Source organism: Psychrosphaera sp. HA2-10 (genome assembly GCF_055693745.1).
In genome coordinates this window covers 1798693-1813969 of the sequence record NZ_CM146341.1, presented here as the reverse complement: position 1 = coordinate 1813969, position 15277 = coordinate 1798693, and the positions used below count along the sequence as shown (strand labels likewise).

Annotated in this window: 12 protein-coding genes; 10 read left to right on the top strand and 2 right to left on the bottom strand. The window is 40.1% G+C overall.

What is annotated here, in order from left to right; all coding sequences use genetic code 11:
• The first annotated feature begins 133 nt into the window (after nt 1-133).
• The gene (locus ACZ1GV_RS08390) at nt 134-1042 is read left to right on the top strand and encodes a flagellar protein MotY (RefSeq protein ID WP_472673772.1); all 909 of its coding nucleotides are present in this window, start codon (nt 134-136) and stop codon (nt 1040-1042) included.
• Nucleotides 1043-1081: 39 nt separating this feature from the next.
• On the opposite strand, the gene mnmC1 is transcribed toward ACZ1GV_RS08390, so the two are convergent.
• Complete coding sequence (gene mnmC1, locus ACZ1GV_RS08385) at nt 1082-2389, bottom strand: FAD-dependent 5-carboxymethylaminomethyl-2-thiouridine(34) oxidoreductase MnmC1 (RefSeq protein WP_472673771.1); 1308 nt, start codon at nt 2387-2389, stop codon at nt 1082-1084.
• Entirely contained in the window at nt 2382-3107 is a 726-nt protein-coding gene (gene mnmC2 / locus ACZ1GV_RS08380) for a tRNA (5-methylaminomethyl-2-thiouridine)(34)-methyltransferase MnmC2 (protein WP_472673770.1), read from the bottom strand. Before mnmC2 ends, mnmC1 begins: the two co-directional genes overlap by 8 nt.
• Before the next feature lie 186 nt (nt 3108-3293).
• Between mnmC2 and fabB the strand changes: the two genes are divergently transcribed.
• The 9 genes from fabB to ACZ1GV_RS08335 all read left to right on the top strand — a co-directional run bounded on the left by fabB (nt 3294) and on the right by ACZ1GV_RS08335 (nt 15266).
• Nucleotides 3294-4502 (top strand): beta-ketoacyl-ACP synthase I, encoded by a 1209-nt coding sequence (gene fabB / locus ACZ1GV_RS08375; RefSeq protein ID WP_210562189.1) that lies wholly within the window; start codon nt 3294-3296, stop codon nt 4500-4502.
• Nucleotides 4503-4576: 74 nt separating this feature from the next.
• Nucleotides 4577-5752, top strand: coding sequence for a 4-phosphoerythronate dehydrogenase (locus ACZ1GV_RS08370; protein WP_472673769.1), 1176 nt, complete (start codon nt 4577-4579; stop codon nt 5750-5752).
• A 7-nt stretch (nt 5753-5759) separates the two neighbouring features.
• Entirely contained in the window at nt 5760-6779 is a 1020-nt protein-coding gene (locus tag ACZ1GV_RS08365; RefSeq protein WP_210562191.1) for an aspartate-semialdehyde dehydrogenase, read from the top strand.
• Between the two features lie 248 nt (nt 6780-7027).
• Complete coding sequence (locus tag ACZ1GV_RS08360) at nt 7028-10852, top strand: FimV/HubP family polar landmark protein (RefSeq protein WP_472673768.1); 3825 nt, start codon at nt 7028-7030, stop codon at nt 10850-10852.
• Nucleotides 10853-10929: 77 nt separating this feature from the next.
• Entirely contained in the window at nt 10930-11709 is a 780-nt protein-coding gene (gene truA, locus ACZ1GV_RS08355) for a tRNA pseudouridine(38-40) synthase TruA (protein WP_472673767.1), read from the top strand.
• A 149-nt stretch (nt 11710-11858) separates the two neighbouring features.
• Nucleotides 11859-12731, top strand: a complete 873-nt coding sequence (accD, locus tag ACZ1GV_RS08350; RefSeq protein WP_210562194.1) for an acetyl-CoA carboxylase, carboxyltransferase subunit beta — start codon at nt 11859-11861, stop codon at nt 12729-12731.
• The gene (gene folC / locus ACZ1GV_RS08345) at nt 12731-14032 is read left to right on the top strand and encodes a bifunctional tetrahydrofolate synthase/dihydrofolate synthase (RefSeq protein ID WP_472673766.1); all 1302 of its coding nucleotides are present in this window, start codon (nt 12731-12733) and stop codon (nt 14030-14032) included. The genes accD and folC overlap by 1 nt, the downstream gene beginning before the upstream one ends.
• 17 nt (nt 14033-14049) lie before the next feature.
• Nucleotides 14050-14709: an SPOR domain-containing protein gene (locus ACZ1GV_RS08340; protein WP_472673765.1), complete on the top strand. Its 660-nt coding sequence runs from the start codon at nt 14050-14052 to the stop codon at nt 14707-14709.
• Nucleotides 14710-14774: 65 nt separating this feature from the next.
• Entirely contained in the window at nt 14775-15266 is a 492-nt protein-coding gene (locus tag ACZ1GV_RS08335) for a CvpA family protein (protein ID WP_472675879.1), read from the top strand.
• Nucleotides 15267-15277 lie beyond the last annotated feature (11 nt).

Sequence of the window (15277 nt, the reverse complement as noted above, 5' to 3'; positions counted from 1 at the left end):
GTTATTATCACACGAACTAGGTTATTTTTCATTTACTAATTATACTTAATACATGGTACACGACTTGCTTTATTTCTATGAGTGTATTGTAAGTTAGCCATAACTTTTGACGATAGAAGTGAAGATAAAATCTATGAATTCAGGCCCAGCACAGTTATTAAACAGATGCGTAATAGTCGTGACTATTTTGCTACTTAGTTTTTTTCAAAGCTTACCAAGCTATGCTAAGTCTAGCCTTAGGACTTATTCGGCGACATTAGAGAATTCAGTATGGCAACTGGCGGACAGTAATAAGTTACAGTGTCAGTTACAACATACAATCCCGAACTACGGTACGGCAATATTTAGCAGTGTGGCAAATAAACTATCTAATTTAAATTTTGAGCTCGACTTAAGAAGATTGCCTGCAGATTACTCATTAGCACAGATAGAGTCAGTGCCACCTCAGTGGCGTCCGGGTCAAGGTGCAACACATATTACTGATTTACAGTGGCGAAAGCAGTTTAATGGCGATGTAGATCAGGAATCCGCTTGGGTTATGTTGACAGAGCTTGAAAAAGGGTATTTCCCAACTTTATATTACGCAGATTGGCACAATAAGTCAGACCGTGTTGCTGTTGCTTTAGCTGCAACGAATTTTAGAGGCGTCTATTACGACTTCCTTACTTGCATGGATAATTTATTACCGTACAGCTTTGATGATATTTCATATACAGTACTCAATTTTGAGAAAAATAGTGCAACTCTTGATAAAGCCTCGAAAAAGAAACTTGCTCAAATTGAAGAGTACTTAAAACACGATACTAATATAGAGCGTATTAAAGTTAAGGCCTATAGTAGCTCTTGGGGCGGTCGATATACCAACTTAAAAGTGTCGCAAAAGCGAGCAAACGAAGTTAAAGATTTATTCGTTCAATTTGGAATCGATAAAACTAAAATTGACGTTGAAGGTTTTGGTGAAAAGCGCCATATAGCTTCAAACGAAACAATTCTTGGGCGCGCAGAAAACCGCAGAGTTGTTATTCAAATGGAAAAACCCTAGTAATAGTAAACTTGATGTAAGCTTAACATCGCTGATCTATTAGTTTGGTTTGCCTTTGGCACGTTTATACTCCCTCAGCATAAAACGCACAGGTGCTACGGTTGGTAATACCGATGCCACTGCGTTATTAGAAAATGGCTCGTTTGCTAAAACGCTACTAAGCATATCCGCAAGAATAGGGGCAGAGGTAATTCCTCTGGCGCCTAGCCCAGTTAAACAAAAAAGCCCTTGTAGCGGATTATCGTGGGATCCGCGTATTTTATCTGCCCGTTTATATTTCCCATTGTTATTGTCTATGTAATGTTCGACCCAAGCCCAATCAATTATTTCGCCCGCAATTGGCAAATGATCCGGTGTTGTCGCTCTAATAGCGGTATTGTCGTGGTTTATATCGTTTATGCTTATTGATTGCGCCCAATTTGTATTCGGGAACACTTTTTTTATCTGGTTTATGTTTTGTTGCCTAGCTAATTCAGTAGGCTCATTGTTTTGCCATGTTTTTTCAAAGGTCGCACCAAATGCTTGATGTTCCCCATCGCTAGGGGTTATGTAGCCTTTATGGCAAAGCACAGTGCGAAGTTTGTTAATCGTGGTATTAGGATTAAAACTCGATACTTGGCCTAACACGCCGGCAATTGGGATTGTATTACCATCACTGTAATCTATATTTGGCGAGTCTACCCCTGTACATAACACTACCCGGTCGAAGTCACGTTGTTTTTTATCGAAATGTAATGACCAAACATTATCGTTTTCGTTTCGTTGTACTTTTTGTACTTCAGAATTGTATTGGATGGTAAAGTCGTGACTACTTTGTAACTCTGCTCCCAACCACTGACAAAACCGCAGTGGATTTAGCCAACCGCCACTGGCAAAATAAAGGCTACTGTAGGGAGTATCTATATTGGCAATTTTAGAACTGGCTTTAGCATCTATAAATTCAACAATGCTAGGCCACTTAGTTGCTATTTCCTCATATTTTGTTGGCATGCTTGAATTGAATGCTTGCTGCAAAACCCCAGTCCATTGATGCGGAACTGTCTCGTAGCCAGGAAGTCGGTGTTTATAATAACTAGTAGCATGTTTAAACGCCCGACCATAAAAGTTGGAAATAAGAGAGTCACCAGCTTGTAACAAGGGATAAACAGCACCTTGCTTATTACTGGAGCCTTGTTGTGCTAGGTCATTGTCTTTGCAAAAAAGTGTTACTTTTAGGTTTGGCAACTTTTTAAATAAGTAGTCTGCTAACACTAAGCTCGAAATACCACCACCAACAATAGCCACGGTCTTGGGTGTATCAAGTTTGCTCGTGAAACTTTCTGGAGATGAACTCAGGTCGCTATTCATCGTCAACCCCTCGAGTCGCAACCATTTCTCTTTTAAAAGCAAAACCTTTGTATTTTATAACGTCAAAACCGGCTTCGCGTAATCCTCTGCGAACTAAGCCTGCTGCCGTGAAGGTAGCAAGGGTGCAGTCCGGTTTAGATAATTTATACATGTTTTCAAATAAAACAGGATTCCACATTTCAGGGTTTTTACTTGGTGCAAATCCATCTAGATACCAAGCATCAACTTTGTGGTCATTTTTCAAATCTAACGTACGTATGCAATCGGTAACATCACCAATTAACAGCCTTAATGTTATTAATCCATCCTCAAGAACAAGTGTGTTGTCTGTTTGAAGTGAATCGGGATATGCTTCAATTAGTTGTAATGATATTGATTCAAATTGTGGCCAAAGTTTTAGCGCGGCTGCTAAGTCAGATTTACTTAAAGGGAATTTCTCAAACGTGGTAAATGTTAGTTTTAAAGGCGTTGCCCTGGAATTGTTTATTTCAAGCAAATGTGACCAAGTTACTAATAAATTTAAGCCGGTACCAAAGCCGGTTTCGGCAATATGAAATGTTTTTATTTGAGAGCTAAAACGAGGAATGATTTTATTATGTTTCAAAAAAACATATTCCGTCTCGGCAACGCCGTCACGCCTTGAAAAGTATATGTCGTCAAACTCTGATGAATAAGGCGTGCCGTTTTCGTCAAATTGTAACTTTGCGTTATTAATCAAAATTTCATCTCGATCGTATATGTTAATTATGTAAATTTTACGTGTTTGTGTTTAAAAAGGTAATGTAAGTTTAATAAAAATTTAATTCGGCTAACACTTGTGCGCTGAAATTAGACCAGTTAGATTACAAAAGTGCGTAGAATACTGAAAAAAATTTAAGTCATACAATCAATAATTAGGATAGTTATGAAAAGAGCAGTGATTACTGGTATGGGTATTGTGTCGAGTATCGGCAACAATAAGGATGAAGTGTTAGCAAGTTTAAAAGCAGGTAAATCTGGTATTTCCGCTTCGGAGCAATTTAAAGAATATAATTTGCGCTCTCAGGTTTGGGGCAACATTGACATTGATATTACCGAGCACATCGACCGTAAAGCAATCCGATTTATGGGTGAAGCGTCTGCGTATGCTTACATAGCTATGAAAGAGGCGATTGCTGATGCAGGACTAACGGACGAAATGGTTTCAAACCCTCGAACTGGACTATTGGCTGGCTCGGGAGGTGCATCTTCAAAAAACCAGATCATTGCCTGTGACACTCTTCGTGAAAAAGGTGTGAAACGCGTTGGTCCATACCAAGTTCCTCGTACAATGAGCAGTACTTGCTCAGCTACTCTAGCAACACCATTTAAGATAAAAGGCGTTAACTACTCAATAAGTTCAGCTTGTGCTACATCAGCGCATTGTATTGGACACGCATTAGAACAAATACAATTAGGCAAGCAAGATATTGTATTTGCAGGTGGCGGTGAAGAAGTAGATTGGACGTTAGCAGGTATGTTCGATGCAATGGGTGCGTTATCTACAAAATACAATGACACGCCAGAAGTTGCGTCAAGAACATACGATGCGGACCGCGACGGTTTTGTTATATCAGGCGGTGGCGGAATGGTTGTGGTTGAAGAATATGAGCATGCAAAAGCGCGTGGCGCAAAAATCTATGCAGAAATAGTGGGTTACGGTGCTACCTCCGATGGTTTTGACATGGTTGCTCCGTCAGGCGAAGGTGCAGAGCGTTGTATGCAAATGGCATTAAGTACGGTTGATTCACCAATTGATTACTTAAATACCCATGGAACGAGTACGCCAGTGGGTGATGTTAAAGAGCTAGGTGCAATTCAAAATGTATTTGCCGGTAAATCTCCAATGATTTCAGCAACCAAGGCTATGACAGGCCATGCATTAGGTGCAGCTGGCGTTCACGAAGCTATTTACAGTTTATTAATGATGGAAAACAAATTTATTGCGCCATCAATTAACATTTCAAATCTTGATGAAAAAGCGCAAGGTTTGAATATAGTAACAGAAACAACGCCAGCTGAAGTTACCACTGCTATGTCTAATAGTTTTGGTTTTGGTGGTACGAATGCCACACTGGTCTTCAAAAAAATATAAATAGTTTATAAAACAATTCTTTCAAACCCGAATAGGCGCTAAACTTATTCGGGTTTTTTATTACTGGGGTGCTAATGAAATTTTTAATAGACGAGAACATTCCATTTGCTGATGAGTTTTTCTCAGGTCTTGGAGAAGTTACACGGTTCCCTGGTCGCGATTTAGCGCCAGAACAGCTAATTGATGTCGACGTATTATTAGTACGTTCAATCACTAAAGTAGACAAAAAGCTAATCGCTCAAGCCAATGCATTAAAGTTTGTGGGAACGGCAACAATTGGCGAAGACCATATTGATAAAAAGTTACTTAGCGAAAGAGGCATAGGGTTCAGCTCTGCGCCAGGGTGTAACGCTAATTCTGTGGCTGAATTTGTAATTAGTGCACTCCTAGTGTTGGCTGAAAAGTATCAAATTGATTTTAGTGATAAAACGGTCGCAGTAATAGGTGTTGGTAATATAGGACAAAACTTACAGAAAAAATTATCTGTGTTAGGTATAGACCTTTTATTATGTGACCCTTACCGAGCCAACCATGATGACCTAAACGAATACGTTACGTTAGAAGAAGCACTTACTAAAGCCGACGTTATAAGCTTTCATACACCATTAACTCGAACAGGGCCTTATCCGACCTATCATTTATTAAACGGAAAAAATTTGCCGTTGTTAAAAGAAGATGTATGCATTGTGAATGCGAGTCGAGGTGAGGTGATAGATAACCAAGCCTTGTTGACTCATATACAGTTTCGTCAAAAACAAGGTATACCAGCCATAAGGTTAGTGCTGGATGTATGGGAAGGTGAGCCAAATCCGCTTAAAGAATTAATTCCATTTTGCGATTTAGCGACTGCGCATATTGCAGGATATAGTCTAGAGGGAAAAGCCAAGGGCACGGCAATGCTTTATAAAAAAGTGTGTGAGTTATTCAAGTTAAAAACTTCGGTATCCTTGGCGAATACTTTGCCAAAAGGTCTAATCACCGATATTCATTTAGATTATAAAGTTGACTCCAACAAAGAGAAAAGTATGGGTTTGAGGTTATCATCCACAAGCTTGTTAAAAGTGCTCATCCATACCGTGTATGACGTTAGACGCGATGATGGTGTCTTTCGACATAACTTAGATAAAAATAGTTTTGATTGGATAAGAAAAAACTATCCAATACGTCGCGAATGGTCGTCAATTTCTGTAAACTGTAACCATCCTGAAGTAGCCGACTTTTTACGTTTGTTAGGCTTCAACATTAAGTAGAGAAAGAATGTCAGAACAAAAATATAATATTGCTGTATTGGGGGCCACAGGTTTAGTTGGCCAAAACATCATAGAAGGGCTAGCGGAAAGAAACTTTCCTGTTGGAGAGCTGTTTCCATTAGGGAGTGAACGTTCAGCAGGTGACAGCATTTCATTTAAAGGTAAAGATATTGAAGTGCAAAACGCCGCTGATTTTGATTGGGCACAAGTCCAATTAGCAATCTTTAGTGCAGGCTCTGATGCATCTAGACGTTATGCGCCGATTGCAGCTGATATGGGCGTGGTTGTTATCGACAACACGTCTTATTTTCGTAACGAGCCAGATGTACCTCTTGTGATCCCTGAAGTTAATCCTCACGCGCTGGCTGACTTTAGAAACAGAAATATAATTGCGAATCCAAACTGTTCGACTATTCAGATGTTAGTTGCATTAAAACCGTTACACGACGCCTACGGAATTGATCGTATTAATGTTTGTACGTACCAATCAGTGAGCGGTGCAGGCAAGGGGGCAATTGATGAATTAGTGGCTCAAACCGCCCAGTTGATGAATGGTCGTCCAGTAGAAACAGAGCATTTTCCTGTACAAATGGCATTTAACGTCATCCCTCAAATAGACAGCTTCGAAGACAATGGATACACCCGTGAAGAAATGAAGATGGTTTGGGAAACGCATAAAATAATGGGTGACGAATCAATTCGAGTAAATCCAACGGCCGTTCGAGTGCCAGTCTTTTACGGTCATGCAGAGTCTATTCATGTTGAGTTACGCCAACCCGTCTCTGCAGAAGATGTAAAGAACGTACTAGCAAATGCGCCTGGCGTTGCATTAATGACGGAAGATAAAGACTATCCAACTCAAGTAACGCACGCTAGTGGGCAAGATCAAACCTTTGTTGGCCGTATTCGCGAAGATATTTCTCACCCAAATGGTATAAATTTATGGGTAGTGGCCGATAACGTTCGTAAGGGCGCGGCAACGAATAGTTTGCAAATTGCGGAACTACTCATTAAAGAATATCTATAATTATATAAGATATTTTATAAGCCTCGAACCTACCGAGGCTTTTTTTTGGTCTAAATTTAATAAACCGACATAAAGTTGACAGAATTAAGTGGTACAAGCTTTGCTTTACTTTTTTAAAGTGTTTAAATAATTAATGATGACTTGAGTTATTTTTGACGTGTTTTTATCTTGGTTTTTACTGAAAATAACTTGAGACAACAACCTATTACCGCAAATTGGCGGAATTATATTGAATCTGGAATTTATCAATGCGCTCTAGCTTAAAATTATTTGCTCTGTTTATGTTCATCTTGTCGTTCTCAACGGCAAATTCCGTTTATGCAGATAACAAACTAAAAGGCCCTAAAGGGGTCGACTATGGCGAAATGGGCGAAACATACGGGCCTATCACCAGCCATGACACCATGTGGAAACTTGGGAATAAGTTTAGGCACAGAAATAATGTTTCTGTTTATCAAGTTATGGTTGCTGTTTTAAAAAAGAATCCAAACGCGTTTGATTACAATAATTTAAACGGTTTAAAAAATGGCGCGATATTAAAGATCCCAAGCCATAAAGAAGTAATGGCAGTTGAGCCTCTATATGCAAAAGAGCGAGCGGATGCTGACGATAAGTTATGGCAGGATATTATCAGTGGCAAAGTTGACCAAAGTAAAATTGATACAGCGTTAGCGCCGATAGAAGCAGCGAAACAAGTTGATGTTACTAATGCAAAAAAAGAAATTTCAAAAAAAATAGAGCAAGTTGAAGAAAAGCAAGTTAAAGCGTTTGAAACAATTCAAACTCAACTCGACAGCGCTAAAAATCAAAATCAGTCCCTTCAGCAAGAAAACTTGGCGCTTCAAGATAAACTATCAGCATTGTCGGATAAGCTAACAAATGTAGAACAAGCTATTGGCAATGAAAGTCAGTTAAGACAAGAAACTCAACAAATCCTAACTAAGCTTGAAGAGTTGTTATTGCAACAGCAAGAAGAGTTGGCACTTGCAAAGGCTCAAGCAGAAGATAAAAGTGTTTTCGATGAAATAAATGAATTTTTATCGTCAACGACCGGAATCATTGTTCTGACTACCTTACTTTCGTTATCTGTTTTAGTTGGTTTAGCGTTATTCCTCAAAAAGAAATCAAATACAGAGTCTAACCCTTTAATAGACCCATTATCTGCACCTCTTGACTCGCCGATGGCAGGAAGTTTTAGTGAAGCGCCAGATTTAGATATTGCCTCTGACTTAGACGTAGATGACAGTCTAGACTCGTTAGATCCATTTAGTGATGACCTGTCTGGTTTAGATGACGCCTTAGAGGATGATCTTGATGCCTTAGATATGGACGATGATCTATTAGATGATGACTCTTTAGACGATGTTTCATTGGATGACGATGAGCTGTTATCTGATGAGTCTGCATTTGATGACTCTGCTTTCGATGATTCTATTGATGACGATCAGTTACTCGACGATGGCTCTGAGTTGCAAGAAATAGATCTTGCCGATGATGAAGAAGAGTCAATCGTACAAGCCGGTGATATTGATGCTCTGTTGGATATGGATGACGACGACTCACTTGACGCATTAGGTGATGATCTTACCGACCAGCTTAGCGAAGATATAGATGAAACTGATATTGTGACAGATGAATCTGTTGCAGCCGATATCGACCAAGGTGCGGCACCGGATGATGATATGGACACCGGTGTAAATGATTTAGACGATGAGCTTGGCTTAGATGAAGATGACTTCGACATCGATTCGTTGATTGAAGAGGCCGGTGATACAGAGGCACTAGACGAAGAACCAGAAGTATTGACTGGTGATGACTTTGATATTGACTCTTTGATTGAAGACGAAGCCGGCGCGACGGAAGCTGGTTCTGAAAAGGGAACTAGCGGACAGCCAGAATTAACTGAAGATGACATTGAAGAAGTAGCGCTAGAGGATGACGACTTTGATATTGACTCGCTAATTGATGATGCCGCCACGTCAACTGAATCAGAACCAGAACTAGACGCTGAGCCAGAGCTCGAAGCTGACGATATTACATTAGAAGATGACGACTTTGATATTGACTCGCTAATTGATGATGCCGCCGCGTCAACTGAATCAGAATCAGAACCAGAACTAGACGCTGAGCCAGAGCTCGAAGCTGACGATATTACATTAGAAGATGACGACTTTGATATTGACTCGCTAATTGATGATGCCGCCACGTCAACTGAATCAGAACCAGAATTAGACGCTGAGCCAGAGCTCGAAGCTGACGATATTACATTAGAAGATGACGATTTTGATATTGACTCCCTAATTGATGATGCCGCCGCGTCAACTGAATCAGAACCAGAATTAGACGCTGAGCCAGAGCTCGAAGCTGACGATATTACATTAGAAGATGACGATTTTGATATTGACTCGCTAATTGATGATGCCGCCACGTCAACTGAGTCAGAAATTGACGCTGAGCCAGAGCTCGAGGCTGAGCCAGAAGTCGAGGCTGAACCAGAGGCTGAGCCAGAATTAGAGGCTGAACCAGAATTAGAAGCTGAACCAGAACCAGACGCTGAGCCTGAACCAGAGGCTGAGCCAGAAGTCGAGGCTGAGCCAGAATTAGAGGCTGAACCAGAACTAGAGGCTGAACCAGAACTAGAAGCTGAACCTGAACTAGAAGCTGAACTAGAAGCTGAACCTGAACCAGAAGCTGAACCAGAACTAGAAGCTGAGCCAGAATTAGAAGCTGAACCAGAACCAGACGCTGAGCCTGAAGTAGAAGCTGAGCCAGAACTAGAAGCTGAACCTGAACTAGAAGCTGAACCTGAACCAGAAGCTGAACCAGAACTAGAGGCTGAACCAGAACTAGAGGCTGAACCTGAACTAGAAGCTGAGCCAGAAGTCGAGGCTGAGCCAGAACTAGAAGCTGAACCTGAACCAGAAGCTGAACCAGAAGCTGAACCAGAAGCTGAACCAGAACTAGAGGCTGAACCAGAACTAGAAGCTGAACCAGAACTAGAAGCTGAACCAGAATCAGAAGCTGAGCCAGAACTAGAAACAAATGAAGCTGACGAGATAATTGAAGACCTATCTCATGAAGAAGTTGATCTCTCGTCAGATGAACAAGAAGACGACCACCCGGTTTCAGATGTGGAGCCGAGTGCAGAGTTAGACGAATATCCTGAGTTAGAAATGGACGATGACGCAGAGCTATCGGAAGAAATTGATAGCGAGTTGCCACCTGTTTCTAATGAAATAATTGACGATGACAATATAGAATTATTTGATGAAGCAGAAACAAGTGCGCTTTCGGAAGATACCGATGAACAAGTCGAGTCTGAAGCTGAAAATGTCGATATTGATGAGTTAGGTGACGATCTTGCCGAAGGCGTTGATATGGGCGTAGAGGGCTTTGGCGAGGAGAACATATCAAACCTGCTATCTGAAGGTAATGATATTGATGACGGTTTCTTAGATGACGATTTAATAAATGCGAGCTTCGATGAAAGTGATATCCACAGCCTTCTAGCTGATGATGAATCACTCATAGGCGAGTCCGTAGAAGATGAAATTGAAACGCCGAGTAAGCCTGATGATGTCTCGTTTGAGATTGATGAATTAGAGCAAGCTGACTTTGACCAGTTATTAGCTGAACTATCTGATGAGAACCATCAGGTAAATGAAGCGAATGAAGCTGAACCAGAAGCCCCAAATTTAAACGAGGCAAATGAGCAGTCGGAGATAAGCAGTGATAATATCGATGACGACCTACTTGATGACCTAGATGAGGACTTTTTAAGCGTCGATAATCTAATGGATGACTTAGATGATGATGATGATGATTCAGAAATTCCTGAGGATTTAGACATTGATGTGGGACTAGACGATTTTGATGAGTTAGCGTCAAGTAGAGGAACGGTCGACGTTGATACAGAAGCTGGTGGAATGGCTTCGGAATTAGATCTAGCAAAAACCTACATTGAAATGGACGATGTTGAAAATGCGAAGCTAATTTTAGACAAAATTGCATTAAGTGATAATAAAGAAGCTAAAGAGCAAGCACTCTCATTATTAGATGAGTTAAATGGTTAAAACCAAATAGTAATTCATAGTATAATCAACGCAGATTTTTTATAATTCTGCGTTTTTTATTTTTAGGACAATATAATATGCGAATAGCGTTAGGTGTAGAGTACGACGGAGCACAGTTTTTTGGTTGGCAGAGACAACGAGATGTCACCACTGTTCAAGAGTGCTTAGAAGCTGCGCTGTCAAAAGTTGCAAATCACAAAGTCGATGTGTTTTGTGCTGGGCGCACTGATGCTGGCGTTCACGGAACAGGTCAAGTTGTTCACTTTGATACGGAATCCATCCGCGGTGAACGAGGCTGGACAATGGGTATAAATGCCAATCTTCCAGATGCAATTGCCGTCACATGGATGAAAGAAGTCCCAGATGACTTCCATGCACGTTTTTCAGCTACAGCGCGACGCTATCGCTACATTATTTATAATGAAAAGTTACGACCAGGAATCCTAAACAAGGGGTTAAGTCATTATCATATGCCGTTAAATGCTGACAAAATGCATGAAGCTGCACAGTGCCTACTTGGCGAAAATGACTTTTCTTCGTTTCGAGCTGCGCAATGTCAATCAAACTCTCCAAATCGCAATGTTCATTTTGTTTCAGTGACACGTAAGGGCGCATTCGTAATAATAGATATTAAGGCAAATGCCTTTGTTCATCATATGGTAAGAAATATAGCGGGTAGTCTTATTGCAGTGGGTAAAGGAGAGCAGGAAGTGAGTTGGATGGCTGACTTGCTTGCAAAAAAAGATCGAACTCAAGCCGCTGAAACAGCGAAACCGAATGGCCTTTATTTAATCGATGTAGATTATCCTGAAGAGTTTAATTTACCAAATTCAAAACTTGGTCCTCTTTTTATCTAATGTAGTGACCAGTTCTGCTTCTTTTTTAACCTTTTTACCGACAAATAAGACCAGTTTAAGCAAGTTTTTATATAAAGGTTGTGTTTTAATAGGCGCAGATTTTTCATCTTGAATGAATAAAGTGGACAACTTTTATAAGGCAGTAACAAATGAGCTGGATAGAAAAGATTCTACCAAAGACAAATACCTCGACTAAACGAAATATTCCAGAAGGTGTTTGGACAAAGTGCACAAGCTGTGATGCGATTTTATATAAAAACGATCTAGAAAAAGAACAAGGCGTATGTCCTAAATGTGATCATCACATGCGTTTAACGGGTCGCAAACGACTAGAGTTGTTTTTAGATGCGGGTGAAAAAACGGAAATAGCAGCAGACTTAGAGCCGCAAGATGTGCTGTCTTTCAGAGATACTAAAAAATACAAAGATCGTATTTCAGCGGCACAAAAACAGAGCAAAGAAAAAGATGCGATGATCGTACTAAAAGGTCGCGTCAAAGGTGTTCCATGCGTTGCTGCATCATTTGAGTTTTCATACATGGGCGGCTCCATGGCCACTGTCGTGGGTGAAAAATTTGTGCAAGCAGTGAATGTTTGTATTAACGAAAATATTCCGTTAATTTGTTTTTCTGCATCAGGTGGAGCTCGAATGCAAGAGGCTCTATTTTCTTTGATGCAAATGGCAAAAACGAGTGCTGCACTAGCGAAGCTTAGTGATAAGGGGATTCCATTTATATCAGTCCTCACTGATCCAACAATGGGTGGGGTTTCGGCAAGCTTGGCAATGCTAGGTGATATTAATATCGGTGAGCCTAAAGCTCTTATAGGCTTTGCTGGCCCTCGCGTTATTGAACAAACGGTACGAGAAAAGTTACCTGAAGGATTCCAACGAAGCGAGTTCCTTCTTGAGCATGGCGCCATTGACATGATTGTGGATCGACGAGAAATGCGCAATACAGTAGCGAGATTGTTTGCAAAAATGTGTAAACTACCGTCACTGGAAAAAGAACATAGAACCGCGTAATGAGCAATTCAACATTTCAAAGCCAGTCACTAAACGACTGGCTTTTTTATTTAGAGCAACAACACCCTACTGAGATTGAACTTGGTTTATCAAGAGTCGACGCTGTTGCAGTAAAAGCAGATATTAAAAATCTAGGTGCTAAAAAAACAGTACTTGTTGCCGGTACCAATGGTAAAGGGACAACAATACGATTTATCGAAATGACCCTACTTAAGTTGGGTTATAGGGTTGGTGTGTTTAGCTCGCCACATTTGTTTAAATACAATGAAAGAGTTCGTATTAATGGTGAATTACTCGATGATGAAACTCACATAGAGGCTTTTGAGTTTATTGAGCAACACAAAGAAGATACGTCGCTTACTTATTTTGAATTCTCAACGCTAGCTGCATTTAAAATTTTTCAAGATTCAAAACTTGATGTTGTTCTAGTGGAAGTTGGTTTAGGTGGGCGTTTAGACTCAACAAACATTATCCAGCAAGATATATCTGTAATTACTAGTATTGGTTTAGATCACACTGACTGGTTAGGAAATACGCTTGAAGCGATAGCCTTTGAAAAAGCGGGTATCTTTAAAAAAGACAATTTAGCGATCATAGGCGAAACTAACCCTCCTAAAACGATAAAGCAACAGGCAGATGCGTTGCAGGTTAGTCAGACCTTGTGGAGTGGCAAAGAGTTTACATTTTGCGATGCAGAGAACGGTGAGAATACTCAAGAGTTTGCTGCACCTAGATGGCACTATAATTATGGCAATTTAGAATTCCAAAACTTACAAGCTAACTTCGTTCCCAAACAAAATATAGCCACCGCCATCACAATGCTAATTGCATTGGAAGTAAATCTAAATGAAGCATTACTAAACCAAGTTATTGCAGATTTTTCACTACCAGGAAGAATGCAAATACTTAATACTCAACCCTTGCAATTTGTTGATGTCGCGCACAACCCACATGCAGTTAATTACTTAAATGAAACACTAAAAGCGAATCCGTTATTTAGTCAACGTAAAGGTACTCATGCCGTTGTTGCGATGATGAAAGATAAAGATATTAAAGAGACCTTAGAACTGCTAATTGATAGAGTAGACTACTGGCATTTAGGTGATCTTCAGAATAATAAAAGGGCGGCCAGTGCTACTTATATACAAGCAATTTTATTAGATTTAGGTGCGAAGCAAGTTTCTGTATATGAGTCACTACCTAAGGCTTGGCTTGAGGCTGAAAAGCATCAGCAGACAGAAGAGCTTTTACTTGGCTTCGGTTCGTTTTACACTGTCTGTGAAATTCTTAAACTCCAATAAAAGATAAAGAGGCAAAAGTGACAGATTTAATTAAACAGCGATTATTAGGGATGTTAATAGTTGTTATTGTAGGAGTCGTATTTATTCCTGATCTATTGGATGGTAAGAAAGAAACGACAAAAGCCGACTTCAAAAAAATTCCTGACAAGCCTATGTTCGACCAAGAGGCAAACAACGAAGAATTTCCGGTAGCACTGGTTGAAGAAACTATATCCAAAGTTTCTCAAGAAGCTGATGAAAAGGCGATTGATGATGAAGTTACAGAAGTTAAAAATGTCGAAGTTCAGTCGTTAGCAGAGCAAAATAACCTTGATGAATCACAACCAGAAGTGGTGTTGGAAAATAGTGTTACAGCTACGATTGCAAAAAGTGAGAAGACCAGTTCACAGACTCAAGAAGCGCAGAATTCTGTAACTAAGTCTGACTTTAAAAAACCGATGTGGATTTTACAGCTTGGCAGTTTTAAACATAAAGAAAATGTCGTCACACTAAGAGAAAAATTGCGCGAAGCCGGCATTGAAACCTACACCAAGCCAGTACAAACCAAAGCTGGGATACTTTCCAAAGTGTACGTAGGGCCAGAGCAAGACAAAGAAGTGTTAGAAAAAACGCAAATTAAAATTAAAGAAATTAATGGTCTTGTAGGCAAAATTACACGTTTTGAAACGAGAAATTAGTAGCAGGCGCTTTACGCATCTGCTAGACTTCGCGCCGAAAATTACCAGTGGAAAAGTTGTTTTTTATGGTATGGATTGATTACGCAATAATAGCAATTATCGCTATTTCATCGTTGGTTAGCTTGGTTCGAGGTTTTGTAAAAGAATCTGTATCACTTGCCGTTTGGATTGCCGCCTTTTTCGTGGCCAGTCAATTTTACCCCTATTTAGCAACTTACCTAACTGGTATCGAAAAAGAGCTTGTTCGAAACGGCTCAGCCATTGCAATTCTATTCATAATTACGCTTATTCTTGGTGCAATGGTTAATCATATTCTTTCTGAAATAGTGCAGTTTACTGGACTTACAGGCACAGACAAAATGCTTGGAATGATATTTGGTGGCCTCAGAGGCGCTCTAATCGTTGCAGCAACTTTACTCTTTTTAGATACTCTAACGCCAGCTAGCGATGCGCTATGGTGGCAGTCCTCAATTCTAATCCCTGAATTCGCATTTATCGTTGAATGGTTTTTTGAATTGTTACAAGAAAACTCAAGTTTATTGTCTACACAACCTTGATGGAGAACGTA

Excerpts from the sequence above, each read along its gene's own strand:
- ACZ1GV_RS08370 (WP_472673769.1), top strand. The coding sequence starts at position 4,577 with ATGAAATTTTTAATAGACGAGAACATTCCATTTGCTGATGAGTTTTTC.
- fabB (WP_210562189.1), top strand. The coding sequence starts at position 3,294 with ATGAAAAGAGCAGTGATTACTGGTATGGGTATTGTGTCGAGTATCGGC.
- ACZ1GV_RS08335 (WP_472675879.1), top strand. The coding sequence starts at position 14,775 with ATGGTATGGATTGATTACGCAATAATAGCAATTATCGCTATTTCATCG.
- ACZ1GV_RS08390 (WP_472673772.1), top strand. The coding sequence starts at position 134 with ATGAATTCAGGCCCAGCACAGTTATTAAACAGATGCGTAATAGTCGTG.
- truA (WP_472673767.1), top strand. The coding sequence starts at position 10,930 with ATGCGAATAGCGTTAGGTGTAGAGTACGACGGAGCACAGTTTTTTGGT.
- ACZ1GV_RS08360 (WP_472673768.1), top strand. The coding sequence starts at position 7,028 with ATGCGCTCTAGCTTAAAATTATTTGCTCTGTTTATGTTCATCTTGTCG.
- folC (WP_472673766.1), top strand. The coding sequence starts at position 12,731 with ATGAGCAATTCAACATTTCAAAGCCAGTCACTAAACGACTGGCTTTTT.
- mnmC1 (WP_472673771.1), bottom strand. The coding sequence starts at position 2,389 with ATGAATAGCGACCTGAGTTCATCTCCAGAAAGTTTCACGAGCAAACTT.
- accD (WP_210562194.1), top strand. The coding sequence starts at position 11,859 with ATGAGCTGGATAGAAAAGATTCTACCAAAGACAAATACCTCGACTAAA.
- ACZ1GV_RS08365 (WP_210562191.1), top strand. The coding sequence starts at position 5,760 with ATGTCAGAACAAAAATATAATATTGCTGTATTGGGGGCCACAGGTTTA.